Below are 26,513 nucleotides of genomic sequence, written 5' to 3'. Positions count from 1 at the left end.
CGGGGTCGTAAGTGAAATGCCTGCCCCTGAGAAAGAAGCAAGCAAGGCGTCCGGGTGCGTTCAGGTTTCCGGCGGTGGGGTCGCGGCGGGCGCGCCCATGGTCTTGGCCATCTCCGGCCCGCCATATCCCGCGATCATCGCATCCTGATCGGCAAACGCCAAAGCGTTCACCTCGGCCGGGTCGCAGATCGCGTGAAGCTCGTCCGTGAGATCGGCGAGCACCTTTGCGCAGGCGGGATCGGCGGCACGGTCGGTCGTCTCTTCCGGGTCGGCCTCCAGATCGAAGAGTTCCGGCTCGAAGCCTTGGTAGTGGATCAGCTTCCACCGCCCCTTGCGCAGCATGAAGGCGCCGGAGACCGCCCCGATGGCGTGATACTCCGAGAAAATGACGCGTTCCGGCTTTTCCGGGCGCTCGGCGATGTCGTAGAGGCTCTCGCCGGGGCGCTCTCCTTCGAGGGTTGCGTCGAAATGATCGATGATGGTCTCCGAGATGTCGAGCAGGCTGACGGGCGTGGCGCAGGTGCCGGGCGTGATGCCGGGTCCTGCGACGATGAGGGGCACGGCGACCGATTCCTCGTACATGTTGCCTTTGCCCCAAAGCCCGCGCGCCCCGACGTTGTCGCCGTGGTCCGAACTGTAAATCACCGTCGTGTCCTCAAGTTGGCCATTGGCCTCGAGCGCATCCATCAGCTTGCCGATGTTGTCGTCCAGGAAAGTGCACAGCGCAAAGTAGCAGGCCGCCGCCAGCCGCCGTTCGTCATGGTCGCGGAAACCGTTGTCGACGATCAGCGCGCTGTTCTGCTTGTCGACCCATGGGTGGTTCTCGAACCCGTCCATCGTGTGCAGCTTGAAGGGCGGCAGGCTGTCGAGCGGGTACATGTCGAGGTATTCCTGCGGCACGATCAGCGGGAAATGCGGCGCGACGAGGCCCACATAGAGGCACCAGGGATCGGGGCGCGTTGCGGCGTCCTTCAGCCAGTCCTCCGTCCGGGTGACGACCGCCCTGTCGTATCGGGTATAGTTGCTGTCACCCGGGCCGATGTACGGGCCGAGCATTCGGACATCCTTGTTCACGCGCTCTTCTTCCCGGCGCATGGAGGCCCAGACCATACCGACACCGTCGGCGACCTGCATCGGGATATGCTCCACGTCGAAGCCCGCCGGGTCTTCGTTGCTGCGGTAGTGCAGCTTGCCGATGGATTCGACGCGGACGCCTTTTGACTGCAACGCGTGACCCCAGCCGCGCGGTTCACCGGCGTAGGGCATGGCGTTGTCCCAGAGCCGGATGTCGTGCACGTGGCGCCCGGTGGCAAAGGCCGCGCGGGCCGGCACACAGATCGGACAGGGCGTGTAGGCATCAGTGAACCGGATGCCCCGCGCGGCCAGCCGGTCGAGGTTGGGCGTCTTGACCAGCGGGTGCCCGGCGCAGGACAGCGCCCGCGCCTGGTGTTCATCTGAAAGGATCACGAGAAGATTTTTTGATCGGGTCATGTGTCCAGTCCATCGGGGAGTTCAGAGACCTCGGCAGCGCGGGTCAGTTTCAGCAGCATGGTGCGGATGACATTACGCTCGTCTTCCGAAAGCGCCTGCATCAGGAATGCGTTTCGGGCGTCGACAACCGGCGCCAGCCGGTGCAGCGTTTCGCGCCCCGCCTCGGTAAGGGACAGACAAAACTGGCGTCCGTCGCGGGGGTGCGTCGACAGCGACACGAGGCCTCGTGCCTGCAGCTGGTTCACGGTTTTGGAAAACTGGCTCTTGTCGAAACCGAGCACCTTGCGAAGCGCGGTCGACCCCTCGGCCACGCCCAGGCCTACGACGCGAATGATGCGCCATTGCGGCAGCGTCAGATCGCTGTGGCGCGCGATCAGGGCGCGGCCCTGCGCGGAGAGTTTCTGTTCCAACTGATGAATCAGGAAGCTCACCGGAAAGGCGTCCCGGACCCGGGAGGCCGCCGTCGTGTCGTCGTTTTGCGTGCCCATGCCGCACCACCTTTCTGCGGACTTTGCTGCACCAATCTGGTGGATAATTCAACCAAATAACCTGCTGTTCTTCCGGGGGAGTGGGCAAAACTTGGGGGTGTATGAGCATGCTGGTGGTTCATTAAGCGGGGAACTGCCATGAACGTGCGGATTATTGTCGAGACGACCGTGAGAACGGAACCACGAAGAGGCGTCGTCTCGGTCGTTTGTCCCGCCTGTTTCGGCATGCGCAACCTGAGGGGCTCGGGTTGTTGCTCGAAGATGCCAAGACGATCCTGGGACAATTGCAGAATGCGATCCTGCTCGACCAGATCGAGGAAATTTCCGAAGCCGGCGAGATCTGTCCTGACTGCGGCACGGTGCGAGCCATCCATGATGATCGGTAGAGGGTGCTGGACAGGCACTTCGGCAGGTTTCGTATAAAGGCTCCGCGCATTCGCCGCTGGGCCTGCAATGGCAAATCCAACGTCGCCCTGGGCGGGCCGTTTTCGCCTCTCGCTCACTTTTCCCGGATCGGTCGCCCCCGGAACTGCGGCGCCTTCAGTCCGAACTTGGAGCGCGCCATTCCTTCCGGGAAGCGGCGCCGAATGAGATGGTCACCAAAGGGAGCACATCGCGTGGCCGTTGTCCCCGCCGCCGTTCTCGACGGTCGGCTACCCGGCGCGTACCAAAGAGCAGCCGCATGACCCCCAAGTTTTGCCAACTCCCGAATTACACTCCCGCACCTTGGCCAAGCGCGAATCAGGCGTACACATTCTGCTCTATGGCCCTCCCAGCACAAGCAAGGCCGAATTCGCCAAGATGCTGGCGCGCGAGGTCGGCGTAGAGCTACGCGCCGCATGCATATGTTGCGGGGCGCGCCCGGTTGGTCGTCTAGAGATGCCGCCGTTGAACAGCCCGCATAGACTGCTCCAACAAGTCGGTGGATTGCTGTCCGAACATCCGAAAATACCTGTCGTTCTTTGGGCCTATGCCATGCTCTGCGCTGAACGAGCCGCCGAAAGCCCGCACCGCCTGATCCATGACGCAATCGCGCAAGCTGCGTTCGAACTCATCGTCAAGTGGGCCGTTCCTCTTGACGAGGTTGAAGTGCAAGCCTCCGTCGCCCAAATGGCCAAAATCACAGATTTCGACCATTGGAAAGTTCTGCGCGAGCAGCCCAGTCATTGCGGTCCGAAAGGCGATGACCTTGTCGCGTGTGAATCCAAGGTCGAAGGCAATCAACGGACCCGCGGCCTTGACCCCCTCGGACAAGGCGTGGCGCAAGGCCCAGATTTCCTGCGGGCGCCCAAAGAAGGCATCCGCGACCGGCGCATCCGCAATGTCCCAAGCCTCGGCCAGCACGGCTTCGAGAACGTCCTGGAGCGGCGTATCCCAAGGTGCGCTCGTCGGACGCGAGAGTTCGATCAACAGCGCCGTTTCGGGAATTTCCCCCCGTGGGAACGGGTTCTTCAGCGACGCGGCGTGGCGAAACGCATACCCCATTGCAGCGCGCGACATGAATTCAAACGCGGACAAGAGCGGCCCTGCGCGCGTTTCCAGATGCCGCAGAAGGGTCAGCATCGCCTCATCGCCGCTTGGAACGACAAGTGCGGTCGCCTGTTCCGCCACAACCGGTTCAAGGTTGAGGATCGCCTCCGTGATCGTACCGAACCAGCCGGAGGACCCGATATGCAGATGCTTCCAGTCCGGGCCGGTATTGTCCTTTCGCACCGGCGACCCCAGCCGCAGCACCTCGCCATCGTCCAGAACGACGGTCAGGCCCAGCGTGTTGCGCCGCACATCCCCGTAGCGCAGGAAACGGCCGCCCCCGGTATTGGTTGCCACCATTCCGCCGATCATCGGGTCCGACCCAAGGTCGATGGGAAAGAACAGCCCATGTTCCGCCAGCCGATCATTGACCTCGGACAGCCGGAACCCCGCGCTGACCCGAAGCGACCGATTGGCAAGATCCAGCTCGAACGTCTCGCGCAGGCGCGACAGGCTGAGCACCGCCGTATCGCCGACATCATCGGGTACAGAGGCGCCGACAAGCCCGGTATTGCCGGATTGGGCGACAAACGGCCTGCCCGCCCGACCACAATGGCGAATGCAGTCCGCCACCTGATCCGTCGTTTCCGGCAGGAACACCACGGGGCTACGGCCAACCTCGCCGCGCACGCCCTGAAGATAGGCCGCCATGTCCTGCGGTTCGGTCAGCGTCCTTATCCCGGCGGGCCCCGTCATGCGGCGCTGACCTTCAACTGGTTCAAGGCCGCGACCAGCGAGTCCGATTGCATCGCCTCGTACAGCGCGAATTCGTCGGCGACCGACTTGCCAAGCGCGACCTCGAAACTGGCGCGGTTGGAGGCGGCCTGCGTCTCGCTCCGGGCCTCGTCCCCGAGATTGGATTGAAAGATGCCCGCCGCGCTGACCGGCAGGAAGTCCTCGTAGATGATCGGGCTCAGCGTCAGGGCGCCCGCGTCCAGCAGCGCCGACACATCCGTGCCCGTCGCGGGCGCTTCGCCCCGGCCGTATTTGAAATAGGCCAGCCCCTGATCGTGCAGGTCGCGCCAAGTGTCGGGGAAGGCGGCAAAGACCTCTTGCAGTTTCGCGACGTACTCTTCGGCGTTCGAGCCATCCGCCGCCGGGAGGATCGCGGCCCGCACCTCGGCCAGCAATTGATCATACAGCGCCCGGCCCTTGGGCGTCAGCGCCGCGCCGCGTTGTTCGATCTCACCAAAGCGGGCGGTGTGGTGCCCCTCTGTCCAGCCCGCCCCCTCGGGAAAGCGCACGGCCTCGTTCAGCGCCTTGAAGGCCGTCTGCCGCAGCAGGATCGGGCAGCTGCGGCGCGGCGGGCCTTCGACGACGGCCTTGGCGGGCAGGCCCCGGGCGACCATACCCGCCTGTGCCGCGTCGATATCCAGCGTGCGCGGCGTCAGATGGTTGATGTGCGGCCCCTTGAACGACACCACGTCGGCGATCAGCCGGTGCGCGTCGATCAGGGCACCAAAGGTCGCGGCATCGACACAGGCGTCGGAATGCCAGCGGAAGGTTTCCAGCACCTCGGCAACGAACTGTTTCGCGTCGGCCTCGTCCAGCCCGCCCTGTGCCTCGGCCTTTTCGGTCAGCGCAACGGCACCCTCGGTAAAGATCCTGCGGCGCGCCAGCGTCTCGGCGGCCTTGTGGCGCAGGGCCTCGTCCGCGATCAGTTCCAGCCGCAGGAGCGAGGTGAACACCCGAAAGGGGTTTTCCGCCAGATCCGCCCGCGCCACGGGGCGGAAGGCGGTGGAATGAACCGGAACAGAGGCAATCGACAGGTCGTAATAGCCCACCGGCTCCATGCCCATCACGGCAAAGACGCGCGCCATCATGGCCAGTTCTTCGGCTGTGCCCAGCCGGATCGCGCCGTGGCGTTCAGCGCTGATGCGCGCGGTGTCCTCGCCCGGGGTCAGCGCCAGCGTGTTGCCGGACCTGTCCAGCACCTCGGCATTCACCTCTTCGACGATCTCGACCAATGTCCCGTAGGCCGGAACCTCCTTGCGGTACATCAGCGACATGGCAGCCGAGAAATCGGCACGGATCTTGTTTGCGGATACTTTCATGGGTTCGGTCCCTTGGCGCCTAGAAGCGCCCGTTTGCAAAATGGGTCAGTGTTGCACCCAGCTCGTAGTAAAGCCCCTTGGCGGAGGCGTGTTTTTCAGCCAGTGGATCGACAAGGCCCAGCGGCAGATCGCCGGTGCCAAGCGCCCAGCCCGCCGCCGCCTTGCCAAAGACCGTGCCGGGCCCGATACCCCGCCCGCTATAGCCGAGGATCGAGATGCCGTTGCGGCCCCGGCGTTCCACGCGGGGCAGGTAGGTGCCGGTCATGGCGATACGCCCCGTCCAGTCCTGCTCGAACGGGATGCCCGCAAGCTGCGGGAACAGCTTTGCCAGTTTCCGTTCGGCCCAGCCGCGATGCAGCGCCCCGCCAAAGCCGTCGAGATTGCCGAGCGCGCCAAAGATCATCCGACCGGACTGATCCAGCCGGAAAGACGACATGACAAGCGCCGTGTCCCAGCACCCCTCACCGCCGCCCAGGATGTCGCGCCGGAGGTCCTGTGGCAGGGGGGGCGTCGCCAGCTGAAAGAAATGCGCCGGGATCACGGCATTGTCGTCTGCGGCCCCGGTGCCATAGCCGTTGACCGCCTGGATCAGCTTGGCCGCGCGCACCTCGCCTTCAGCGGTGCGGACGATCCAGCCCTTGTCCGTCTCGTCGATTGCCAGCGCGCCGGAGCGCTCAAAAAGGGCGGCCCCCTGCGCGGCGGCAGCGCGCGCCAGCCCCTGCACATAGGCCAGAGGCTGAATCGTTCCGGCGCGCGCGTCCCAGAGCGCCCCGTGATAGGCCCGGCTGCCCGTGCGCCGGGCGGTTTCCGCCGCATCCAGCAGCCTGACCGGGGCGCCGCGCCTTTCCTGTTGGGCAAAGCGGTTTTCGAGATCGCGCATTCCGGCTGCGGAATGGGCGCAATGCAGGGTGCCCTTGCGGGTGGCCTCACAACGGATCTGGTGTTGCTCGATCAGGCCAAAGACCAGCGCCGGCCCCTCGGCAAGCGTTGCATTCAAGGCCGCGCCCGCCGTTTGGCCAAGCTTTTCCTCGACCTGGTCCGGGGGCGTCCAAAGCCCGGCATTCACCAGTCCGACATTGCGGCCGGACCCACCGTAGCCGATGCTGCGCGCCTCAAGCAGCGCAACGGACGCCCCGGCGGCGACCAGATGATAGGCCGCCGAGACGCCGGTGAACCCGCCGCCGATGACAACAACATCCACCTCGATCGCCCCGGACAGGGGCGACCATTGGTGGCGTTCCGCCGCGGTCCGCGACCAGAGGTTATCGAGCGCCGCGTCTCCCATCAGATTTCAAAGGAAATGCCCTGCGCCAGCGGCAGCTCGCGCGAGTAGTTCACGGTGCTGGTCTGGCGGCGCATATAGGCGCGCCATGCATCCGAGCCGCTTTCACGCCCGCCACCGGTCTCCTTTTCTCCCCCGAAGGCACCTCCGATCTCGGCCCCCGAGGGACCGATATTGACGTTGGCAATGCCACAGTCAGACCCTTGGGCGGACAGGAAATACTCGGTCTCGCGCACATCCGTCGAGAAGATGCAGGACGACAGCCCCTGCGGGACGGCGTTTTGCAGGGCGATGGCCTCATCGAGGTCCGCGTATTTCATCGCATAGAGGATCGGGGCGAAGGTCTCGGTATGGACCACGTCGGATTGCGCAGGCATCTCGACAATCGCCGGGCTGACATAGGCCGCATCGGGGAACTGGTCGGTCAGGGCACGGCCGCCGCCATGCACGGTGCCGCCCTCTGCCCGGGCCTGTTCCAACGCCTTGTCCATCGCGGACAGCGCGCCCGCGTCGATCAGCGGGCCGACCAGCGTGCCTGCCTCCAGCGGGTTGCCGATGGCGAGGCCCTCATAGACTTTGGCAAGGCGCGGAACCAGCTGGTCGTAAACATCTTCGTGCACGATCAGACGGCGCAGCGAGGTGCAACGCTGCCCCGCCGTCCCGACCGCCGAGAAGACGATGGCGCGCACGGCCATCTCCAGATCGGCGGAGGGTGCGACGATCATCGCGTTGTTGCCGCCCAGCTCCAGGATCGTCTTGCCGAGTCGCTTGGACATGTCGGCCGCCACGGCCTTGCCCATGGGCACGGAGCCGGTGGCCGAGATCAGCGCCACGTCGCGCGATGCCGTCAGCACCTCGCCCAGATCGCGTTCGCCGATCAGCGTCTGGATCAGCCCTTTGGGCGCATCGTCGCCAAAGGCCGCCATGGCGCGGTCGCAAATCTTCTGGATGGCCAGCTGTGTCAGCGGCGTTTTTTCCGAGGGCTTGGCGATCACCGGGTCGCCGCAGACCAGCGCCAGCGCCGCGTTCCAGCACCAGGGCGCCGCCGGAAAGTTGAACGCCGTGATGATGCCGCAGATGCCGATCGGGTGCCATGTCTCGCGCATGGAATGGCCCGGACGTTCCGAGGCGATGGTCAGGCCATACAACTGCCGCGACAGGCCCACGGCGAAATCGCAGATGTCGATCATCTCCTGCACTTCGCCCAGGCCCTCCTGGTAGATCTTGCCGCATTCCAGCGTCACGAGGCGACCAAGGTTTTCTTTTTCACGGCGCAGCTCTTCGCCGAGCAGGCGAACCAGTTCGCCGCGGCGCGGAGCGGGCACCTTGCGCCATGCCTCGAAGGCACGCACGCCGGTGGCAATCGCCGCCTCGGCATCGGCGATGGAGTGCATGGGCACCCGGGCGATCTCGCTGCCGTCGACGGGGGTGGTGACGGACAGGGTTCCGCCGGTGGTTTCGGCGGCCGTCAGGCCGCACACATCTAGAATATCCTGGTAGGTCATGTCGGGACTCCGTCAGTTGGGTGTCAGAACGGCCACGGCCCGCTGCAGGCGGGCGCAACCCTCTTCGAGGTCGGAACGCGCATAGGCGTAGGAAAGTCGGAAATGGCCCGGCAAGCCAAAGGCACGCCCGGGCACGATGGCAAGCCCGGCAGAGGCAAGGACGTGGCCGCAAAAATCGGCATCGGTTTCCAGCACGGTGCCCTCCGGTGTCTTGTGCCCCAGCACACCGGCGCAGGACGGAAAGACGTAGAAGGCCCCATCGGGCACAGGGCAGTCGATGCCGGGAATGGCGTTCAGCGCGTCGAGCACATAGTCCCGGCGGGCGCGGAACGCGTCGCGGCGGTCGTCGATATGCTGCATGTCCCCGGTCACGGCGGCCACGGCTGCGGCCTGCGCGATGGAACAGGCCCCCGAGGTGACCTGCCCCTGGACCGCCGTCATCGCGTCGATCAACGCGGGCGGGGCAATGCCCCAGCCGATCCGCCATCCGGTCATGGCGTGCGCCTTGGACACGCCATTGATGAGCATAGTTCGATCCGCAAGCTCTGGGCAGGCCTGCCGGAAGGACGTGAACGGCGCATAGCAGATCAGGTCATAGATCTCGTCAGAGGCGATCCAGACATGGGGGTGGCGCTTCAGGACCGCGCCCAGTGCCGCCAGCTCTGCCGCGGTGTAGACGGCGCCGGTGGGGTTGGAGGGCGAATTCAACAGCAGCCAGCGCGTGCGCGGCGTGATCGCGGCCTCCAGCTGCTCGGGGGTCATCTTGAACCCGGCTTCGGCGCCGCAGCGCAGCTTCACCGTTTCGCCACCTGCCAATGCGACCATGTCGAAATAGCTGCTCCAGCAGGGCGCGGGCACCACGACCTCGTCACCGGGGTCGAGCGTGGCCAGGAACATGTTCGCCAGAACCTGCTTTGCGCCGGTCGAGACGATGACATTCGCCGGCGCGACGCCCGCCGCGTCGGCGACCGCCTTGCGCAGGGCCGGCAGGCCGGATGTGGGCATATAGCGCGTGACGCCGTTCTGCATTGCCAGGGTTGCCGCCTTGCGAACATGGGGTGGGGTCGGGAAGTCCGGTTCACCCGTGCTTAATGCCAAAACATCATGACCCGAGGCGCGCAGTCGCGCAGCCGCTTCCGAAATCGCGACGATCTCGGACAGCGCCATACCATCTATTCTGCTTGATTTTCTTAGCATTTCGGCCCTCGTGAGTTCTGTGTATTTGACACATCGCCGCGAACCATGAGAAACGCCTTTATCAAATACATCATGCAAAAGCCTCATACCTATGCGCCATCCCAAACGGTTCCTTCCACCGATGACGGCCTTGCGTGCGCTGGAATCCTTTGAGCGCACCGGCAACGTGACCGAGACCGGGCATGAAATCGGCGTCTCGCAAAGCGCGGTGAGCCGCCAACTCAAGGTGCTGGAGGATTACCTTGGAACCTCGTTGTTCCTGCGCGACAGGAAAAGCATCACGCTGACCCCGGCGGCGCGGGACTATTGCACCCAGATCAGAAGCGCCCTCGACAAGATCGGAACCGCCAGCCTGCGCCTGAAGGCGAACCCGGGCGGCGGGCAGCTGAACATCGCGATGTTGCCGGCCTTTGGCGTGCGTTGGCTGGCACCGCGCCTGCCGGATTTTGTCGCGCAGCACCCCGAAGTGACGGTGAACCTCAGCACCCGCCTGAGACCTTTCGATTTTGCGACAGAGCCGTTTCACGGTGCGGTGCATTTCGGCGAACGCGACTGGGCCGATGTCTGCTATCTGGAACTGATGCGCGAATATGTCGTGCCGGTGGCCTCGCCAAAACGGGCCGCCGCGCGCAAGGGCGATGCGTTGAGCGATCTTTTCCAGCTGCCGCTCTTACATCTCGATACGCGGCCGGATGCCTGGGAAAAATGGGCGCGGCTTCTGGGCCACCCGCTGCAAAGCCCGGTCGGTATGCTGTTCGACCAGTTCGCCTCCATGATCCAGGCCGCCCTGCACGACATGGGGGCAGCGCTGGTTCCAACCTTTCTGATCGAGCGCGAACTTGAGGAAGGTCGTCTTGTCGCGCTTTGGCCCGAGAGTTCGGTCAGCATCGGCACGTACTATTTCGTCTGGCCCAAGGACGACATCGATTACCATCCACGGAATATGTTTGTGGATTGGCTGAGCAACGCCAGAGACACCGGGCTCGGCATCGACTGATCGTTGCGGTGCATTTTGCGGCACCCCCGACCGGACAGATCGACCGGCGGGGATGCACGCTTGCCGCGCCGTCAGTCCAGCGTATTCAGAACATCGCGCAGGGTGTCGACCAACTGGTCGATCTGCTCCCTGGAAATAATCAGCGGCGGAGACATTGCGATGATGTCACCCGTCGTCCGGATCAGAATCCCCTTGTCATAGGCCTTGAGGAACGCGTCAAACGCGCGTTTTGTCGGTTGTCCGGCAATCGGTTCCAACTCGACCGCGCCGATCAGCCCTTCGTTGCGAATGTCGATGACATGGCGCGCGTCGGCGAGGCTGTGCAGGGCCTCTTGCCAATAGGGCGCCAGTTCGGCGCAGCGCTCGAAGAGGCCCTCTTCGCGGTAGGTGTCCAGCGTGGCGATACCCGCCGCCGCCGCAATCGGGTTGCCGGAATAGGTATAGCCGTGAAACAGTTCGATCAGATGTTCGGGTCCCTGCATGAAGGCATCGTGGATCGCGCCCGATGCAAAGACCGCCCCCATCGGGATCACGCCGTTTGTCAACCCCTTGGCCGTGGTCATCATGTCGGGCGTCACGCCGTAGTGCTGCGCGGCAAAGGCGCTGCCAAGCCGGCCGAAGCCGGTGATCACCTCGTCGAAGATCAGCAGGATGCCATGCTTTGCCGTGATCTCGCGCAGGCGTTGCAGATAGCCCTTGGGCGGCAGCAGCACGCCCGTCGATCCGGCCATCGGCTCGACGATCACGGCGGCAATCGTCTCGGCCCCGTGCAGCGCGACGATGCGCTCCAGCTCGTCCGCCAGATGGGCGCCATGCTCTGGCTGGCCCCGGCTCATGCTGTTTTCGGGGATATGCGTATGGGGCAGATGATCGACCCCGGCCAGGAGCGACCCAAAGACCTTGCGGTTGTTGACGATCCCGCCAACCGAGATCCCGCCGAAGTTCACGCCGTGATACCCGCGTTCCCGCCCGATCAGCCGGGTGCGCTGACCCTCGCCGCGCGCCCTGTGATAGGCCAGCGCGATCTTCAGCGCCGTTTCGACGGATTCCGAGCCAGAGTTGGTATAGAACACATGGTCGATGCCGTCCGGAGCCAGATCGACCAGCCGGTTGGCCAGCTCAAAGGCCAGCGGGTGCCCCATCTGGAAGGCGGGCGCATAGTCCAGTTCGGCCACCTGGTGCTGCACGGCCTCGGTGATCTTGGGCCGGCAATGGCCCGCATTGCAGCACCACAGACCGGCGGTGCCATCCAGCACCTGGCGACCGTCAGAGGTGGTGTAATGCATGTCCCTGGCGGCGGTAAACATGCGCGGATTGGCCTTGAACTGCCGGTTTGCCGTGAACGGCATCCAGAAGGCGTTCAAATCGTTCGGTTTTGCGTCAAGCATCGTGGTCTCCTGAAGAAAGGGCGTCAGCCGCCCCATGTGTCCGAAAGCGTGAACCCCTGCGGGAACGGGTCCGTGGGGTCGAGGCCGATCTGCGTCATGCCGTAGATCCAGCACTGGCCGGAAATCCGGTTGCGGGTGGCGGCGTAGGGGCCCACATCGGTTGTCCCCAGGAACTCGGTCTGGAATTCGCCGCCGATGATCGACCGCGAGACGATGACATCGCCCGGGCTGACCCGACCATGGGCGTTCTGCACGGCCATGTTGGCGTTCGAACCGGTGCCGCAGGGCGAGCGATCCGCGCGGCCCGGGCGCAAGGTCGTGCAGGTGCGCAGAGCGCCGTCGGCGTCGGTGTCGCGGAACATGACATAGGCCAGCCCGCTCAGCGCCGGGATCGTCGGATGCGGGGCGGGTTCCTGTTCGGCGATGCGATTGCGCAGCGCCACGCCAACGGTTGCCAGCGCACGTGCGTTTTCCGGGGCGATGGTCAATCCGACCTGGGCCACGTCCACCAACGCATAAAAAACCCCGCCGAAACAGAGATCGTAGTCGATTGCGCCATGCTCGGGCGTGTCGATCTGCCCGGCCTTGGCCAGAAACGACGCGGGCATATCCAGCGCAACCCGCGTGACCTTGCCGCCCTCGCAGCGTGCCACCGCGCGCACCAGCCCCGCCGCCGTATCGAAGGTGACGACGGTTTCGGGCTCGATCATCGGGATCATGCCGGTTTCCAGCATGGCGGTCGTGGCACACATGGCGTTCGAGCCGGACATGGCGTGCGCCTGATCCGGTTGAAGGATGATCAGCCCCACATCCGCCGCCGGATCGCAGGCGGGCGTCAGCAGGCAGAACGACCCGGCCGGGCCGGATCGCGGTTCCGAGCACAGAAACCGCCGCAGGCTGTCGTCCACCGTGTTCAGATGCAGCAATTTCTCGGCCATGGTGGAGCCGGGCACGTTCAGCACGCCCCCGGTGATCACGCGGCCAATCTCGCCCGCGCAATGCACATCCACGGTTTGCAGGGTTCGGGTCCAACGCATATCGCTCTCCTATGCCACGGCCTGGGCGCCGGTGATCTCGACCACCGATCCGCACAGATAGCCCGCCTCGTCGCTGGCGAGAAAGGCCACCAGCGCGGCGATCTCCTCGGGCTCGCCGATCCGGCCATAGGGCACCAGACGATTGAGATCGTCGATGCTGCGGCCCGACCGCGCGAGGTTACTCTCAAGCATGGGCGTTCGCACTTCGCCGGGGGCCACGGCATTGACCCGGATCTTGTCCGGTGCGCAATCGCGCGCAAGGTTCTGGGTGAAGGCCACCACAGCCGCCTTGGTCGTATTGTAGGCGATATGACCCGGCGCCGGGTGCAGGCCCCATTGGCTGGCGGTGTTGACGATGGCCCCGCCGCCCTGGGCCTGCATCTGCGGAATGACGGCCTGGCACATATGAAACAGCGCATCGACATTGACCGCGAAAGAGGCCTGCCAGTCGTCCGCAGTGAGTTCCATCAGGGCGCCGCGCCGCATCAGACCGGCATTGTTGCACAGCACGTGGATGCCGTCGGGGGCGATGCCTTCGACGAAGCCGCGAATGGCGGCGGGGTTCGTCAGATCGACGTCATGTGCCGTGCCGCCGATGTCCTGCGCGAGGCTTTCCGCCGCCGCGCCGTTCCTGTCCACGATGCGCACCAGCGCGCCCTCGGCGGCCAGCCGCCGGCAGATCGCCGCGCCAATACCACCGGCCCCGCCGGTCACAATGGCAACCTTGTCCTTGAAACGCATCATCGCCTCACCTCATCTGGCTTGCGCCGTTGACATCCAGCACCGCCCCCGACAGCGACACCTGAGAGGGCCGCAGGACAAAGGCGACAAGTTCCGCGATCTCGTCGGTTTCCGCCATGCGGCCAGTCGGGATGCCCGCCAAGGCCGCCGCCGCCCCGTGTTCCGCCACATAAGCCTCTGACATCGCTGTCCTGACCCAGCCCGGCGCGATGGCCAGGGCCTGAATGTTGTCCGGACCAAAGCCGCGCGCGATGCTTTGCGTCAGGTTGATCAGCGCGGCCTTGGTCGCACCGTAGGACATGGCCTCGGCCCGGTACCCCCCCTGCCCCGCGCGCGAGGCGATATTGACGATGCGGCCACCGCCATGAGTGCGGAAATGTCCGATGGCCGCGCGGCACAGGTCCGCCGCCGCCATCAGGTTCAGCTGGATGTCGGACGCCCAGACCCTGTGCCAGTCGTCCAGCGCGTCATCGACGGACGAGGGTGTCAGCTGCCCCGCGTTGTTCACCAGCGCGTCGATGCGGCCCATCTGCGCCTCTGCCTCTCGCCACAGGGCGGTGGGCCCATCGGGCGTCGACAGGTCGGCCTGAATGGCAATGGCATCGCCCAGGTCCGACGCCAGCGCCCGCGCTGCATCGCCGCTGCGCGCGTAATGCAGGGCCACGCGCGCGCCGTCCTGCGCCAGCTGGCGGGCGATGGCACAACCGATCGATCCGGTCGCGCCCGTCACCAGCACGCATTTGTCTGACAGGGGCGCGGTCATTCCTTGATGTACCAGCCCCAGGGGCGATGCGCGTCCCAGGTCGTGATCTGCTTGGTCTCAAGGTAGTTGTTCAGACCCCATTCGCCCAATTCGCGGCCGAAACCCGACTGCTTGTAGCCGCCCCACGGCGCCTCGGTGAAGGTCGGTTGGGAACAGTTGACCCAGACGATCCCGGCGCGAAAGGCACGGGCAACGCGCTCTGCCCGCTCAAGATCCTTGGACATGACCGCCGCCCCCAGGCCGAAGCGCGTATCATTGGCAAGGCGGATGGCCTCTTCCTCGGTCTTGAAGGGTTTGACGCAGACCACCGGGCCAAAGATTTCCTCGGTCCAGATGGTGGCGTCTTCGGGAACATCGGCAAAGATCGTCGGTTCGACATAGCAGCCGTCTTCGAGACCCGCGGGAATGCCGCCGCCGGACACAAGACGCGCCTCGCGCTTGCCGGTTTCGATCCAATCCAGCACCTTGTCGTGCTGCGACTTGCTGACCAGCGGCCCAAGCAGGACGCCCTCGTCCAACCCGTGCCCGATCTTGATCTTGCGCGCCTCGGTCACGAGACGGACCATCACCGCCTCATAGGCGCTGTCCTCGATCAGAACACGCGAGGTGGCAGAACAGACTTCGCCCTGATTCCAGAAAATACCGAAGAGGATCCACTCCACCGCTTCCTCAATCGGCGTATCGGCGAAGACGACCAGCGGGGATTTGCCGCCCAGCTCCAGAGACACCGCCTTGATGTCGCGAGCGGCGGTGGCCATGATCCGCGATCCGGTCGGCACCGACCCGGTGAACGCCAGCTTGTCGACCAGCGGATGTTCGGTCAACGGCTGCCCGGCCTCGGGGCCAAAGCCCGTGACGAGGTTCAGCACACCCGGCGGCAGACCGGCCTCATTGGCAATCTCGCCCAGTTCCAGCGCCGTGACCGATGTCAGTTCCGATGGCTTCAGGACCATGCAGCAGCCCGCCGCCAGCGCCGGGGCCACCTTCCACGACGCCATCAGCAGCGGGAAATTCCATGGGATGATCGCCCCGGCCACGCCGATGGGTTCCTTGACCGCCTTGGAGGTGAACCCCTCCATGCCCAGCGGCACGTTTTGTTCGTGACCGTCCAGACCCTCGGCCAGATCGGCGTAGAAATGGAACACCCCGGCGGTGTCCTCGATGTCCCAGACCGCTTCGGGCAGCGGCTTGCCGTTGTCCTGCACCTCCATCCGCGCCAGCGCATCGGTGCGCGCGGCGATCAGGTCGCCCATCTTGCGCAGGCAGGCAGCACGTTCGGCGCCGCTCATGCGTGGCCATGGCCCCTCGTCAAAGGCGCGCCGCGCCGCCTTGACCGCCTTGTCGATATCCGTGGCGTCGCCGCGCGGCACCTGATGGAACACCGTATTGTTCGACGGATCGACCGCATCGAAAGTCGCGCCGCTGGTCGGCGCGACATAGGCGCCGTCGATGAAAATCTGGGTCTTCATGGGAAACCTCACATGTGCCGCGTCACGCCGCCATCGACGCGCAAGGATTGGCCGGTGATGTAGCTGCTGTCGTCTGTAAGCAGGAAGGCCGCGACCTTGGCCTGTTCCTCGGCCCGGGCAAGGCGGCCCAGAGCGGACATGTCAGCGTATTTCTGCGGCAGGTCGAGACTGTCGGTAAAGCCGGGCAGCAGGCAGTTCATGCGGATATTCGCCGGGCCGTAGCGATCCGAGTAGAGCTTGGTAAAGGACGAGACACCGGCGCGGTAGACCGAAGACGTCGGAAAGGTCAGCGAGGGCTCGAAGGCCGAAAAGGTCGTGATGTTCACGATCGACCCGCCGCCCTGCGCCTCCATCACCGGGGTCAGCAGCTTGGCCATGCGCAGGACGGGCTTGATCACCATCTCGTTGGCGCGATCCCAATCTTCTTCGGCGATGTCCAGCAGGTCGCCCTTGGGCGGGCCGCCCACATGGATCAGGCAGGCATCGATGCGGCCATAGGTGGACATGGCCAGATCGAAGACCGCCTGGGTATCCGCCGCCGTTTCGGCGCGGCCGCGATGGGCGACACCACCCAGTTCGGCGGCCAGGGTTTCGCAGCTTTCCGACGGCGACATCAGCGCCAGCTTGTAGCCGCGAGCGTCCATTTCACGGGCCGTCGCGGCGCCCATGCCGCGCCCGCCGCCGATGATGAGGCATGTTTTTTCGGTCATGGTCCTCTCCTTAGAAACGATTGATACGATAGGGATGCAGATCAAGGCCGGGCCGTTCGCCCGCGATCAGCTGCCCCATGAGTTTTGCCGTCGTCGCGGCATAGGTCAGGCCCAGATGGCCGTGTCCCGTGGCATAGAAAACGCCCGGCGTCTTTGCGCTGGCGGACATGGCGGGAACAGTGTCGGCCATGGCCGGACGGTGTCCCATCCACTCGGTGCTGTCCTTGACGCGCAGGCCCGGCAGCGCCTCTTTCGCGCGGCGCACGGTGATCTTCGAGCGCCGCCAGTCGGGCGGCGTGTCCAGGCCCGCCATTTCCACGGTGCCCCCGATGCGCAGGCCGCCCGCCGTCGGCGAAACCATGAAGGCCTTGGCGGGCCAGATGATCGAATGGCGCAGGCTGACGCCCGGGTCCATGATCTGTGTGTGATAGCCGCGCTCGGTTTCCAGCGGGATCGGCTCGCCCAGCTGTTTCGCCATACGCGCGGTAAACGCCCCCGCGGCCAGGACAACCTCCTGACACTCCAACCGGCGGCCATCGGCCAGCAGTGCGGCCTCGATCCGGCCCGACCGGTCAAAGCCCTTCACCTCGGCGCGCTCGACCGTGCCGCCTGCTGCCTCGAACCTGTTGACCAGTTCGGTCACGATGCGGAACGGGTCGCGCACAGTGCGGTTGTCGGGCAAGAGCAGCGCCTTTGTGATCCGCCCGTCGATCTCGGGTTCCAGATCGTGCAACTGGTTGTGCCCGAGCACCTCGTAGTCAAAGCCGAACCGGTCGAGCATCTCGATCCGCTCGCGATCCGCCGCGAACTCCGTCTCATCCGCGTAGAGCGACAGGCAGCCGGTGTCGGAAAGGTGATCGGACAGGCCGAGGTCGCGCAGCATCTCTTGCGTGTCCGTCAAAGCCCGCGCGCACAGCGCCGCGCCCTGCGCTTCCAGGTCGCGCAGCTTCGACGGGCGCGAGGCCAGCAGGAAGCGCCAGAACCAGGGGATGAGGCGCGGCATATAGGCCGGGCGCACGCAGATCGGCCCTTCGGGATCCAGCAGCCAGCCGGGGATCTGCCGCCAGACGGAGGGGCGCGAGGCCGGCATGAACTCGGTCACGGCAATCGACGCCATGTTGCCATAACTCGCGCCACGCCCCGGTGCATCCCGGTCGATCAGGATCACGCGGCGCCCGCGCCGCTGAAGGTCCAGTGCGATGGCCGCGCCGATGACGCCGGCGCCGATCACAAGTGTGGGTTTGGTCATGGTCGATCTCTTGCGGAATGAGGGGCGCAAAGACCGCGCCCCTCCAGCTTGGTCACATGGCGAGGATGGGCGCCATCGCTTCCTTGAACTCGGCCTTTTCGGCCTCGGTCAGCGGCCCGAGCGGCGCGCGGCATTCGCCCACGGGCATGCTCTGAAGTTCGGCGCCATATTTGATTTTTTGCACGAATTTGCCGGATTCGAGGATGTTCATCGCGCGGTAGAGCTTCATCATCAGCGACTTTGCCGCCACCAGATCGCCTGCCTTGTAAAGGCGGTCCAGCTCGCAGCACGCCTTGGCCATGCAGTTGGACGGGCCGCAGATCCAGGATTCGGCACCCCAGAACATGAAATCCAACGCGATGTCGTCCGAACCCGAGATCAACTGAATCTTACCCTCGTAGCGCGACACGATATCGATGGCCCGTTGCAGAACCCCCGAGGATTCCTTGATCCCGATGACACGCGGGTTGTCCGCGAAGTGATCCATCAACTCGAACGAGATGTCGTCGCCGTCCTTCGCCGGATAGCTGTAGAGCACGAGGTTCACATCGACCTCGGCCAGCACCGTCTCGTAGTGCTTGATCAGCTCTTCCTGCGTCGGGCGGGTGTAGAAGGGCGGCGCGAGCAGTACGTTGTCATAGCCGATTTCCTTGGCCATCGCGGTCTGTTCGATCACCTCGCGCGTGGCGGGCGCGTTGGTGCCCGCGATCAGGATTTCGTCGTCATTGGCGAAATCCTTGACGAATTGCAGGACAGCGCGGCGCTCTTCGGTGGTCTGGCTGAAGTATTCCCCGGTGGAGCCGTTGGGCACCCAGCCGGTCACGCCGCTTTCGCGGAAATGGGTCAGCAGCTTGCCGAAGGCGTCGAAGTCGATCTTGTTGTCGGCGTCGAAGGGCGTGACCAGCGCAGGCATGACGCCCGACAGTTTGACGTTGTAGCTCATGGGTTTGTCCTTTTCTTGACGGGAAGGTAACCGCGCCGTTCGACGGTCGGGAAGGCGTCGCCCCGGCGCACGTAGTTGGTGTTCTGGGTCAGCGGACGCGGGGTGAAATCCCACGTCTCACTGCGTCCTGTTGCCAGCGCGGAATCTACGATCTTGCGGGCGCGCTGGCTGGCGGTCACGGTGTCGGGCAGGCTGTCCAGCGGCCATGTCGCTTCGGCCAGGTCGGCAAGCCGCGCCTCTTCCGCGTGCTCCTGCCCCGCGAGGTTGGTCTGTTCCAGCGGATCGCTGGCCAGGTCATAAAGCTGCGGCGGGTAGGCGCGCGAGATCACCAGTTTCATGTCGCCATCGCGCACGCAGACGCGCGGCGCGGCCGTGCCGCCGTCGATATGTTCCACAAACACCGGCCCTGAGACGTCTTCGCCCCGCACCGCCGACAACAGGCTGCGCCCGTCGAGCGGCGTCGCGATCTGATCGGCGATGCCGGCGATGTCCAGCAGTGTCGGGAATATGTCGACAAGACTTGCAGGCGCGGAAACGCGGCTCGGGCCATGTTCGGGATGCGCCACGATCAGGGGCACGCGAACCGCGGGCTCGAACAGCGTTTTCTTGAACCACATGCCGCGCTCGCCGATCATGTCACCATGGTCTGAGGCAAAAAGAACCAAGGTGTTGTCGGCAAAACCGCTGTCGTCCAGCGCAGTCATCAGGCGCCCGAACAGGGCGTCAACATAGGAAATCATGCCGTAATAGCCGCGCCGCGCCCGGATGTAATCCTGCTCGGTCAAGGTGCAGCGGTCCTGGCCGTAATGATAGTACAGGGACCGGCTGTGCGGATCGCGGTCTTCGACGGCGATATCCGGCACGCGCGGCGGCTCGATGTCAGCCTCGTCGTAAAGATCCCAGAACTCCGGCGTGATGACATAGGGGTCGTGCGGATGGGTCAGCGAAACCGTCATCATGAAAGGCCGGTCATCCTCGCCGCGTGCCCGCGCGTAAAGCTCGCGCACCGCGTGGTGGATCACGTCCTCGTCGTAGTCGATCTGCATCGAGCGGGCCACAGGCCCCGCATCGCGCACTGTGTCGATGGTCGAGACGCCGAATTCATAGGCGCGCTCGTCATCCTCGGCCACATCGGCAAAACGCGGCTCGGGCGTCCAGGACATGTCGGCGGGATAGATTTCCGTGGTCAGCCGTTCCTCGAACCCGTGGAACTGGTCGGGGCCGACAAAATGCATCTTGCCGGAGATGCAGGTGTAATAGCCCGCCCGGCGCAGGTAATGCGCAAAGGTCGGCGTCGAGGCGGTGAACTCGGCCCCGTTGTCGAACGCCCCGATACGCGAGGGCAACCGCCCCGCCATCATCCCGAAACGCGACGGCGCGCAGAGCGGATAGGGGCAATAGGCGTGCTCGAACACCGTGCCGCGGGCGGCCAGCGCGTCGATATTGGGCGTCTTGCAGACCGCGCCGCCATAAGCGCTCAGCACAAAGGACGTGAGCTGATCGACCATAAAAAGAAGGATGTTCGGGCGGGTCATAGGCGCGCGGCCTTCTGCTCGGCCACGGTGCGCGCCACGAGATCCTTGTAAAGCGCCCGGATGCGTTCGGTCACGGGGCAGGTGCCGTCGCCGATGTCCTTGCCGTCGATGCTGGCCACACGGGTCTGCGCCCCGAAGGTTCCGGTCAGAAAGGCCTCGTCCGCGCCGTAGGCCTCGTAAAGCGAGAAGTTCTTTTCCTTCACCGGAATGCCGTTTGCGCGGCAGATCCGGATCACATTGGCGCGGGTCACACCGTTCATGCAGTAATCGCCGGTCGAGGTCCAAACCTCGCCGTCCCGCACGATAAAGAAGTTGCAGGCGTTGGTGGTGTTCACAAAGCCATGTGGATCGAGCATCAGCCCTTCGTCCGCGCCCGCCGCCTCGGCCTGAAGGCAGGCGATGACGCAGTTGAGCTTGGAATGGCTGTTGAATTTCGGGTCCTGTGCATGCGGCAGGCCGCGCACCTGCGGGACACTGGCCAGCCGGATGCCCTTGGCCAGCCCCGACGCGGGCACCGAATGTTCGACGATGGCAACGATCGTCGGTCCCCATTTCGACAGCGAGGGATGCTGAAACGGCTTGGCCTTGCGCCCCCGCGTGATCATCAGCCGGCAATGCGCGTCGCCGGTCATGCCGTTGGCGCGGGCGGTGTCATCCAGCAGCGCCCGGATGTCATCCCGCGACAGGCCGATATTCAGCGCGACCGCCTTGCAGGACTGGAACAGCCGGTCCATGTGCGCGTCAAAGAACGCCCATTCGCCATCATAGAGGCGCATCCCCTCCCACATGCCGTCGCCCAGCATGAAGCCGCTGTCGTAGACCGAAACGACGGCCTCGTCCTTGGGCACGAGCTGGCCGTTGACATGAATCAACAGCTGATCGTTGCGCGGATCTTCTTCCGCTGTGTGGGTGGTCTGGCGATCCATCATGGCGATGCCTCAATGCGCGACGATCTGGCTCAGGAACGCCTTGGTGCGCTCGTTCTGAGGGTTGTCGAAGAACTGGTCGGGCGGACCCTGTTCGATGATTTGCCCTTCGGCCATGAAGATCACTCGGTCCGCAACCCGCCGCGCAAAGCCCATCTCGTGGGTGACGCAGACCATGGTCATGCCTTCCTCGGCGAGGCCCACCATCACGTCCAGCACTTCCGAAATCATTTCCGGGTCCAGCGCCGAGGTCGGCTCGTCGAACAACATGATCTGCGGCGACATACACAGCGCCCGGGCGATCGCCACGCGCTGTTGCTGACCGCCGGACAGTTCGCCGGGGAACTTGTGCGCCTGTTCGGGGATCTTCACCCGCTCCAGCAGGCGCATGGCGGTCTCTTCGGCCTCGGTCCGGTTCAGCCGACCGGACAGGACGGGCGCCAGCGTGCAGTTTTCCAGCACCGTCATATGCGGAAACAGGTTGAAGTTCTGAAACACCATGCCCGCGTCGCGGCGGATTTCGTCGATATGATCGAGATCGTCATCCAGCGGCGTGCCGTTGACCTCGATCAGCCCGGACTGGTGTTCCTCCAGCCGGTTGATGCAGCGGATCAGGGTCGATTTGCCAGAGCCCGACGGGCCGCAGATCACCACCTTTTCGCCGCGGGCGATTTCAAGATCCACGTCATGCAGCGCGTGGAACGAGCCATAAAACTTGTTCATGGCGGAAATACGGATGGCAGGTTCGCTCATTTCAGGGCTCCTCAGCGGGTCCCGACGCGCAGGCGGCGTTCGAGATAGGCGCCGTAGCGCGACAGGGAAAAGACGAAGACAAAGAAGATCAGCCCGACGAAAACGTACATTTCGATGGTGGCAAAGTTCCATTCGGCGGTGCCGGAGGCCGCACGCCCCGACGCCATCACATCGAAGAAGCCGATGATCGTGACCAGCGAGGTCTCCTTGAAGGTGATGACGATCTGATTGATCGTCGGCGGCAGGGCGTTGCGGAACGCCTGCGGCAGGATGATGTAGCCGATGCGCTGCCAATAGGTCATGCCAAGCGCCTTGGCGGCCTCTTCCTGCCCGGCGGGCAAGGCCTGCATGCCTCCCCGGATGATCTCGGCCTGGTAGCAGGCAAAGAACAGCGCATAGCCAACGATGACCCGGTAAAGCTTGTCCCCGATGGCCCAGCCCGGCAGGACAAAGGGCAGCACGATGGCAAAGGTGAACATGATCGACAGCAGCGGCAGCGAGCGGACCGTGTCGATCACCAGCGCCATGGTCCGGGCGATCCACGGCAGTTCAGACCGGCGCAGCAGGGCAAAGACGATGGCCAGCGGCATGCCCAGCAGAACCACCGCGGCAAAGATGAACACCGTCAGAGCCAGGCCGCCCCAGTTCTGTTCCGTCACCTCGGGCAGGCCGAACAGGCCGCCGCGCATCAAGATGTAGAAGGCGGCAAAGCCTGCGACCCAAAGAACCGGCAAGCGGCGCGGCGACCAGAACCAGGGCACGCAGGACAGGATCGCCACGACCACCATGATCGCGCAAGCCAGCCCCGAGCGCCATTGCTCTTCGAACGGGTACAGACCGAACAGCACGATGCGCCAGCGGGCTGCCACGATGGACCAGCAGGCCCCGCCATGCATGTTCTCCCGGCAGACATCGCCCTGCCCTGCGCCGAAGGTCGCGTTAACCAGGGCCCAGCTGACCAGGGACCAGCCCAGCCACAGCGCGAGCGTGGCGAAGACGATGCTGACGATGGTATCGCGCCGGGTGGAGAAGTACCGGCCCTTGAGGGACTCGGCAAACGACGGCTGCGGGACGGAGGCGGGGATCACGTCGGTCATGCGCTCAGATCCTCAGCTGGGTGCCCTTGAGCTTGATCGCGTCGTTCACGCGATTGAGCACAAAGGAAATCGTGTAGTTGATGGTCAGGAAGCCGCCCATCAGGATCGCGATCAGTTCAAGAGTCTGGCCGCTCTGGTTGATGGCGGTAGAGATCACCATGAAGAAATCGGTGAAGCTGATGGCGATGCCGATCGTGGTCGCCTTGAACAGCCAGACATACTGGTTGATCAGCGTCGGCATAACGATCCGAAGGGCAAGCGGCATCCGGATGCGGCTGAAGATCTGCCACGATGTCAGACCCAATGCATGCCCGGCCTCTGTCTGACCGCGCGGTACGGCGTTGAAGCCCGCGCGCACGATCTCGGCGATATAGGCGGCGCCATAGATGGCGATGGCCGTCACGCAGGCCATGAGCTCGGGCGAGACGCGGATGCCTTCCTTGTAGTTCAGGCCCCGTTGTTCCGGAATGTTGACCAGCGGCGTATCGGGAATGCGGCCCAGCCACATGCACAGCACCGCAGCCAGACCGGCGAGGCCCCAGAGCACAAGGCGCTCCTTGCGCGCCTGCGCCACCGTGGCTTGCGACCAGCGTCCGTTGCGCAGCCACAGAGCCGCCCCAAAGGCGGCTGCAAGGGCGCAGAAGGCCAGCACAACGGACCCGCCGGTCACGTTCAGACCCGGCAGGTAGATGCCGCGCCCGGTAAAGGCGAAAACACCCAGCAGGGGTTCGACGTCCCGGGGCGCGGGCAGGCCCAGAAGCACAGTATACCAGAACAGCAGTTGCAGGATCAGCGGCACGTTTCGGAACACCTCGACAAAGCAGGTGCCGACCAGTTCGGCCATGCCGTTGCCTGACGTCCGCATCACGCCCACCGCGATCCCGATCACTGTCGCGATTGGCAGGGCCAATGCGCCAAGAAATAGCGAGTTGAGAATACCGACAAGGATGGCCTTCCAATACGGCGACGAGGTCGAATACTCGATCAGCGAAAAACTGATGCGCCAACCGGTCGTGCGCTCCAGAAAGCCGAAGCCCGAGGTCATTCCCTGCGCGTCAAGGTTGGTCTTGCCGACCACGACGAAGGCAATCGCCAGGGCGATGATCGAGCCCACGAACGCGACTTGAAAGCCTGTATCGCGGACGCGCTTGTCCTTCAGGAAAGAAGCCATACTGCTTTTCCTCGGCTGGGTTTGTTTGACGAAAATTCAAGGGTTCGTCCCGGCCGTGGAGTGGGGCGGCCGGGACAATGCGCATCATCAGTCCACGATGAACGGGTAGAAAACGCCACCTTCGTTATAAAGCGCGTTGATACCGCGCGGCAGGTCGTAGGGCGAACCGGACCCGATGTTGCGATCATAGATCTCGGCCATGTTGCCGACGTCCTTGATCATGTTGTAGGCCCAATCGTTGTCCAGACCCAGGCGGTCGCCATAGCCCGGCGTGTTGCCCAGGAACTTGGCGATGGTTTCGGACGGCGGGTTTGCCTTGAACTTGTCCACGTTTTTCGAGGTGATGCCTTCCATTTCGGCGAACCACAGTGACGACAGCATCCAGTTCTGGACGTCCAGCCAGTCTGCGTCGCCCTCGGGCACGATGATGCCCTCGGCTTCGAGCGCGATGACGTCGGGCAGGATCACGTGGTTCTCGGCACCGTCCGGCGCATCGACCCGGCCAGCCGCAAGGCTCGGCGCCCATTCCACCAGTGCGTCGCAGCGGCCGTCATAATAGGCTTTGCGCAGTTCATCGCCGTTCTCGAAGGTCAGAAGCTCGGCTTCGATATCGTGCGTTTCAAGGAAGGTTGCCGTGGCGCGTTCGGTCGACGTGCCTGCGCCGACACACAGCGTGCCGCCATCGAGATCGGCGATGCTTTCCGCACCCAGATCCGCCTTGGCCATCGCTTGGAACGCGCCGATGAAATACGGCGTCGAGTAGGCAAGGTTTAGTTCCGTATCGCGGCTTTGCGTCCAGCCCGAAACCTTGATGACGACGTCGATATCGCCGGATTGCAGGGCGGGCCAACGCTGCGCCCAGCTGATCGGCACGATTTCCAGATTGCCCTCGGAGGTGCCGAACAGGCCTGCGCTCAGGGCGCGGCAAAGATCGATGTCAACGCCTTTCCAATTACCCTGATCGTCCACCTCAGCAAAGCCCAGGAACGAGCCGTTGTGGCCGGAACACAAGAGAGAGCCGCGCTCCAGAACAGTTTTCAGGCGGCTGTCTTCGGCAACCTGCGCCTGCGCAGAAACAGCGGTCAGCATGGTCGTGGCCATCAGGCCCAGTGAAAGTCTTTTCATGTTGTCTTCCCTGTTGTCGACATAGTGTCTGCACGTTAGCTTGTCGTCACATTGTCGACATGTCAATACTTTTGAAATTATGACGGTGCAGCGCTATAGCGATGCTGAAAATCGACGCGAGGACGTGAAGTTATGTCGAAGGTTGAAGTGAAGACGCAAAAGCAGGCCAAGGGCCTCGGCGCACGTCACGTCTATGAGACGCTCAAAAAAGAGATCCTCACACTGGCTCTGGAGCCGGGTACGCCTTTGGACGAAACCACGCTCAGCCAGCGATTCGCCATGTCCCGTTCACCGATCCGCGAGGCGCTTGTCCGGCTTTCGGCCGACGGGTTGGTGGAAATGCTGTCGAACCGCTCGACGCTGGTTGCCCCGATCAACCTTGCCGAGTTCCCACGGTATGTCGAAGCATTGGACTTCCTGCAAAGGATCAACACGCGCTTGGCAGCGCGGCATGCCACCCCGGACGACATCAAGAAAATGCGTGCCTTGGCAAAAGCGTTCGACGACGCCTGCCGCGCCAATGATTATCTCGCGATGTCGGCAACCAATCGCGACTTTCACATGTCTATCGCGAATGCGGGCCGCAACCTTTATCTGGCACGCAGTTATGGGCAACTTCTCGATGAAGGGCGCCGGATTCTGCACATGCATTTCGACTATATCCGGCGCTCGGACACCGATGCCCTGTTGAACCCGGAACACTACGAAATGATCGATGCGATCGAGAAAAGAGACATCTCGCTGGCGGACCGTCTGGCGCACGAACACACCCGCCAGTTTCACAACAGGTTCATGGAATTCCTGCGGGCCCGATACGACGACGACTTCGAATTCGAGCTCGAAACGCCGATCTCAGGCTCTGAAGTATAGAAAAGAATTGGCCGGGCGAACATTGAAAGATCTGCGTGCCTTTCGGCCACTGGTTGGATGAATAATCGCTCGCGACACCAGCGATCCGAACCTGCCTGTTGGGAACCGATGCGGACACCGCCGGCACCATGATCACGCAAGCAATAGGCAGCTTGCGGCGTACCGCCGATCTGGCGCACGGCCTCCGCGACC

23 protein-coding genes and 1 pseudogene are annotated in these 26,513 nt (G+C 64.1%); 3 read left to right on the top strand and 21 right to left on the bottom strand.

The window, feature by feature from the left end; all coding sequences use genetic code 11:
* Window positions 1–60 precede the first annotated feature (60 nt).
* Both PVW46_RS12600 and PVW46_RS12595 read right to left on the bottom strand, forming a co-directional pair.
* Window positions 61–1,467 (bottom strand): sulfatase family protein, encoded by a 1,407-nt coding sequence (locus tag PVW46_RS12600; protein WP_274576086.1) that lies wholly within the window; start codon window positions 1,465–1,467, stop codon window positions 61–63.
* Between the two features lie 20 nt (window positions 1,468–1,487).
* On the bottom strand, window positions 1,488–1,979 hold the full coding sequence (locus PVW46_RS12595) for a MarR family winged helix-turn-helix transcriptional regulator (RefSeq protein WP_088670927.1): 492 nt from the start codon (window positions 1,977–1,979) through the stop codon (window positions 1,488–1,490).
* 138 nt (window positions 1,980–2,117) lie between these two features.
* Here PVW46_RS12595 and PVW46_RS12590 point away from each other — a divergent pair.
* A pseudogene (locus PVW46_RS12590) lies at window positions 2,118–2,562 on the top strand (ISKra4 family transposase); the annotation flags it as partial.
* A gap of 290 nt (window positions 2,563–2,852) precedes the next feature.
* Here the strand turns inward: PVW46_RS12590 and PVW46_RS12585 are convergent.
* Genes PVW46_RS12585 through PVW46_RS12565 form a run of 5 tightly spaced genes read right to left on the bottom strand, consistent with a single transcriptional unit; the run spans window position 2,853 to window position 9,517 of the window.
* Window positions 2,853–4,205 (bottom strand): FAD-binding oxidoreductase, encoded by a 1,353-nt coding sequence (locus tag PVW46_RS12585; RefSeq protein WP_274576085.1) that lies wholly within the window; start codon window positions 4,203–4,205, stop codon window positions 2,853–2,855.
* Window positions 4,202–5,563 (bottom strand): 2-oxoadipate dioxygenase/decarboxylase HglS, encoded by a 1,362-nt coding sequence (hglS, locus tag PVW46_RS12580; RefSeq protein WP_274576084.1) that lies wholly within the window; start codon window positions 5,561–5,563, stop codon window positions 4,202–4,204. The genes PVW46_RS12585 and hglS overlap by 4 nt, the downstream gene beginning before the upstream one ends.
* Window positions 5,564–5,582: 19 nt before the next feature.
* The gene (locus PVW46_RS12575; RefSeq protein WP_274576082.1) at window positions 5,583–6,848 is read right to left on the bottom strand and encodes an NAD(P)/FAD-dependent oxidoreductase; all 1,266 of its coding nucleotides are present in this window, start codon (window positions 6,846–6,848) and stop codon (window positions 5,583–5,585) included.
* Window positions 6,848–8,350 carry an L-piperidine-6-carboxylate dehydrogenase gene (amaB, locus tag PVW46_RS12570; protein WP_274576081.1) on the bottom strand — a complete coding sequence of 501 codons (1,503 nt, stop codon included), beginning with the start codon at window positions 8,348–8,350 and terminating at the stop codon, window positions 6,848–6,850. Before amaB ends, PVW46_RS12575 begins: the two co-directional genes overlap by 1 nt.
* A gap of 12 nt (window positions 8,351–8,362) precedes the next feature.
* Window positions 8,363–9,517: a pyridoxal phosphate-dependent aminotransferase gene (locus PVW46_RS12565; protein ID WP_274576079.1), complete on the bottom strand. Its 1,155-nt coding sequence runs from the start codon at window positions 9,515–9,517 to the stop codon at window positions 8,363–8,365.
* 151 nt (window positions 9,518–9,668) lie between these two features.
* Here PVW46_RS12565 and PVW46_RS12560 point away from each other — a divergent pair, with 151 nt between their 5' ends.
* The gene (locus PVW46_RS12560; RefSeq protein ID WP_246870456.1) at window positions 9,669–10,544 is read left to right on the top strand and encodes a LysR family transcriptional regulator; all 876 of its coding nucleotides are present in this window, start codon (window positions 9,669–9,671) and stop codon (window positions 10,542–10,544) included.
* Window positions 10,545–10,615: 71 nt separating this feature from the next.
* On the opposite strand, the gene aptA is transcribed toward PVW46_RS12560, so the two are convergent.
* From aptA to PVW46_RS12490, 14 genes are all read right to left on the bottom strand, one after another.
* Window positions 10,616–11,932: an omega-aminotransferase AptA gene (gene aptA, locus PVW46_RS12555; RefSeq protein WP_274576077.1), complete on the bottom strand. Its 1,317-nt coding sequence runs from the start codon at window positions 11,930–11,932 to the stop codon at window positions 10,616–10,618.
* A 23-nt stretch (window positions 11,933–11,955) separates the two neighbouring features.
* Window positions 11,956–12,969, bottom strand: a complete 1,014-nt coding sequence (locus PVW46_RS12550; protein WP_274576076.1) for a proline racemase family protein — start codon at window positions 12,967–12,969, stop codon at window positions 11,956–11,958.
* A 9-nt stretch (window positions 12,970–12,978) separates the two neighbouring features.
* Window positions 12,979–13,713, bottom strand: a complete 735-nt coding sequence (locus tag PVW46_RS12545; RefSeq protein ID WP_274576075.1) for an SDR family NAD(P)-dependent oxidoreductase — start codon at window positions 13,711–13,713, stop codon at window positions 12,979–12,981.
* Window positions 13,714–13,717: 4 nt separating this feature from the next.
* Window positions 13,718–14,473, bottom strand: coding sequence for an SDR family NAD(P)-dependent oxidoreductase (locus PVW46_RS12540; RefSeq protein WP_274576074.1), 756 nt, complete (start codon window positions 14,471–14,473; stop codon window positions 13,718–13,720).
* A complete protein-coding gene (locus PVW46_RS12535) occupies window positions 14,470–15,942 on the bottom strand; it encodes an aldehyde dehydrogenase family protein (protein WP_274576072.1) in 1,473 nt (490 codons plus the stop codon). Before PVW46_RS12535 ends, PVW46_RS12540 begins: the two co-directional genes overlap by 4 nt.
* Window positions 15,943–15,950: 8 nt before the next feature.
* Window positions 15,951–16,652 carry an SDR family oxidoreductase gene (locus PVW46_RS12530; RefSeq protein WP_274576071.1) on the bottom strand — a complete coding sequence of 234 codons (702 nt, stop codon included), beginning with the start codon at window positions 16,650–16,652 and terminating at the stop codon, window positions 15,951–15,953.
* 10 nt (window positions 16,653–16,662) lie between these two features.
* Complete coding sequence (locus PVW46_RS12525; protein ID WP_274576070.1) at window positions 16,663–17,901, bottom strand: NAD(P)/FAD-dependent oxidoreductase; 1,239 nt, start codon at window positions 17,899–17,901, stop codon at window positions 16,663–16,665.
* 52 nt (window positions 17,902–17,953) lie between these two features.
* The gene (locus tag PVW46_RS12520) at window positions 17,954–18,844 is read right to left on the bottom strand and encodes a dihydrodipicolinate synthase family protein (protein WP_274576069.1); all 891 of its coding nucleotides are present in this window, start codon (window positions 18,842–18,844) and stop codon (window positions 17,954–17,956) included.
* Entirely contained in the window at window positions 18,841–20,379 is a 1,539-nt protein-coding gene (gene betC / locus PVW46_RS12515) for a choline-sulfatase (RefSeq protein ID WP_274576068.1), read from the bottom strand. Before betC ends, PVW46_RS12520 begins: the two co-directional genes overlap by 4 nt.
* Window positions 20,376–21,308: an aminotransferase class IV gene (locus PVW46_RS12510; protein ID WP_443137040.1), complete on the bottom strand. Its 933-nt coding sequence runs from the start codon at window positions 21,306–21,308 to the stop codon at window positions 20,376–20,378. Before PVW46_RS12510 ends, betC begins: the two co-directional genes overlap by 4 nt.
* 9 nt (window positions 21,309–21,317) lie before the next feature.
* On the bottom strand, window positions 21,318–22,058 hold the full coding sequence (locus PVW46_RS12505) for an amino acid ABC transporter ATP-binding protein (RefSeq protein ID WP_043144464.1): 741 nt from the start codon (window positions 22,056–22,058) through the stop codon (window positions 21,318–21,320).
* Between the two features lie 11 nt (window positions 22,059–22,069).
* A complete protein-coding gene (locus tag PVW46_RS12500) occupies window positions 22,070–23,155 on the bottom strand; it encodes an amino acid ABC transporter permease (RefSeq protein ID WP_043144465.1) in 1,086 nt (361 codons plus the stop codon).
* A gap of 4 nt (window positions 23,156–23,159) precedes the next feature.
* A complete protein-coding gene (locus PVW46_RS12495) occupies window positions 23,160–24,326 on the bottom strand; it encodes an amino acid ABC transporter permease (protein WP_088702398.1) in 1,167 nt (388 codons plus the stop codon).
* A gap of 87 nt (window positions 24,327–24,413) precedes the next feature.
* Window positions 24,414–25,451, bottom strand: a complete 1,038-nt coding sequence (locus tag PVW46_RS12490) for a transporter substrate-binding domain-containing protein (RefSeq protein WP_043144467.1) — start codon at window positions 25,449–25,451, stop codon at window positions 24,414–24,416.
* 132 nt (window positions 25,452–25,583) lie between these two features.
* Here PVW46_RS12490 and PVW46_RS12485 point away from each other — a divergent pair, with 132 nt between their 5' ends.
* Window positions 25,584–26,321 (top strand): GntR family transcriptional regulator, encoded by a 738-nt coding sequence (locus PVW46_RS12485; RefSeq protein ID WP_274576065.1) that lies wholly within the window; start codon window positions 25,584–25,586, stop codon window positions 26,319–26,321.
* The last annotated feature ends 192 nt before the right edge of the window (window positions 26,322–26,513 follow it).

The organism is Mameliella sp. AT18, assembly GCF_028807275.1.
In the GTDB taxonomy this organism is placed as follows: domain Bacteria; phylum Pseudomonadota; class Alphaproteobacteria; order Rhodobacterales; family Rhodobacteraceae; genus Antarctobacter; species Antarctobacter albus.
This window is presented reverse-complemented; position numbering and strand designations above follow the sequence as displayed.

Excerpts from the sequence above, each read along its gene's own strand:
- PVW46_RS12595 (WP_088670927.1), bottom strand. The coding sequence starts at position 1,979 with ATGGGCACGCAAAACGACGACACGACGGCGGCCTCCCGGGTCCGGGAC.
- PVW46_RS12585 (WP_274576085.1), bottom strand. The coding sequence starts at position 4,205 with ATGACGGGGCCCGCCGGGATAAGGACGCTGACCGAACCGCAGGACATG.
- hglS (WP_274576084.1), bottom strand. The coding sequence starts at position 5,563 with ATGAAAGTATCCGCAAACAAGATCCGTGCCGATTTCTCGGCTGCCATG.
- PVW46_RS12575 (WP_274576082.1), bottom strand. The coding sequence starts at position 6,848 with ATGGGAGACGCGGCGCTCGATAACCTCTGGTCGCGGACCGCGGCGGAA.
- amaB (WP_274576081.1), bottom strand. The coding sequence starts at position 8,350 with ATGACCTACCAGGATATTCTAGATGTGTGCGGCCTGACGGCCGCCGAA.
- PVW46_RS12565 (WP_274576079.1), bottom strand. The coding sequence starts at position 9,517 with ATGGCGCTGTCCGAGATCGTCGCGATTTCGGAAGCGGCTGCGCGACTG.
- PVW46_RS12560 (WP_246870456.1), top strand. The coding sequence starts at position 9,669 with ATGACGGCCTTGCGTGCGCTGGAATCCTTTGAGCGCACCGGCAACGTG.
- aptA (WP_274576077.1), bottom strand. The coding sequence starts at position 11,932 with ATGCTTGACGCAAAACCGAACGATTTGAACGCCTTCTGGATGCCGTTC.
- PVW46_RS12550 (WP_274576076.1), bottom strand. The coding sequence starts at position 12,969 with ATGCGTTGGACCCGAACCCTGCAAACCGTGGATGTGCATTGCGCGGGC.
- PVW46_RS12545 (WP_274576075.1), bottom strand. The coding sequence starts at position 13,713 with ATGATGCGTTTCAAGGACAAGGTTGCCATTGTGACCGGCGGGGCCGGT.
- PVW46_RS12540 (WP_274576074.1), bottom strand. The coding sequence starts at position 14,473 with ATGACCGCGCCCCTGTCAGACAAATGCGTGCTGGTGACGGGCGCGACC.
- PVW46_RS12535 (WP_274576072.1), bottom strand. The coding sequence starts at position 15,942 with ATGAAGACCCAGATTTTCATCGACGGCGCCTATGTCGCGCCGACCAGC.
- PVW46_RS12530 (WP_274576071.1), bottom strand. The coding sequence starts at position 16,652 with ATGACCGAAAAAACATGCCTCATCATCGGCGGCGGGCGCGGCATGGGC.
- PVW46_RS12525 (WP_274576070.1), bottom strand. The coding sequence starts at position 17,901 with ATGACCAAACCCACACTTGTGATCGGCGCCGGCGTCATCGGCGCGGCC.
- PVW46_RS12520 (WP_274576069.1), bottom strand. The coding sequence starts at position 18,844 with ATGAGCTACAACGTCAAACTGTCGGGCGTCATGCCTGCGCTGGTCACG.
- betC (WP_274576068.1), bottom strand. The coding sequence starts at position 20,379 with ATGACCCGCCCGAACATCCTTCTTTTTATGGTCGATCAGCTCACGTCC.
- PVW46_RS12510 (WP_443137040.1), bottom strand. The coding sequence starts at position 21,308 with ATGATGGATCGCCAGACCACCCACACAGCGGAAGAAGATCCGCGCAAC.
- PVW46_RS12505 (WP_043144464.1), bottom strand. The coding sequence starts at position 22,058 with ATGAGCGAACCTGCCATCCGTATTTCCGCCATGAACAAGTTTTATGGC.
- PVW46_RS12500 (WP_043144465.1), bottom strand. The coding sequence starts at position 23,155 with ATGACCGACGTGATCCCCGCCTCCGTCCCGCAGCCGTCGTTTGCCGAG.
- PVW46_RS12495 (WP_088702398.1), bottom strand. The coding sequence starts at position 24,326 with ATGGCTTCTTTCCTGAAGGACAAGCGCGTCCGCGATACAGGCTTTCAA.
- PVW46_RS12490 (WP_043144467.1), bottom strand. The coding sequence starts at position 25,451 with ATGAAAAGACTTTCACTGGGCCTGATGGCCACGACCATGCTGACCGCT.
- PVW46_RS12485 (WP_274576065.1), top strand. The coding sequence starts at position 25,584 with ATGTCGAAGGTTGAAGTGAAGACGCAAAAGCAGGCCAAGGGCCTCGGC.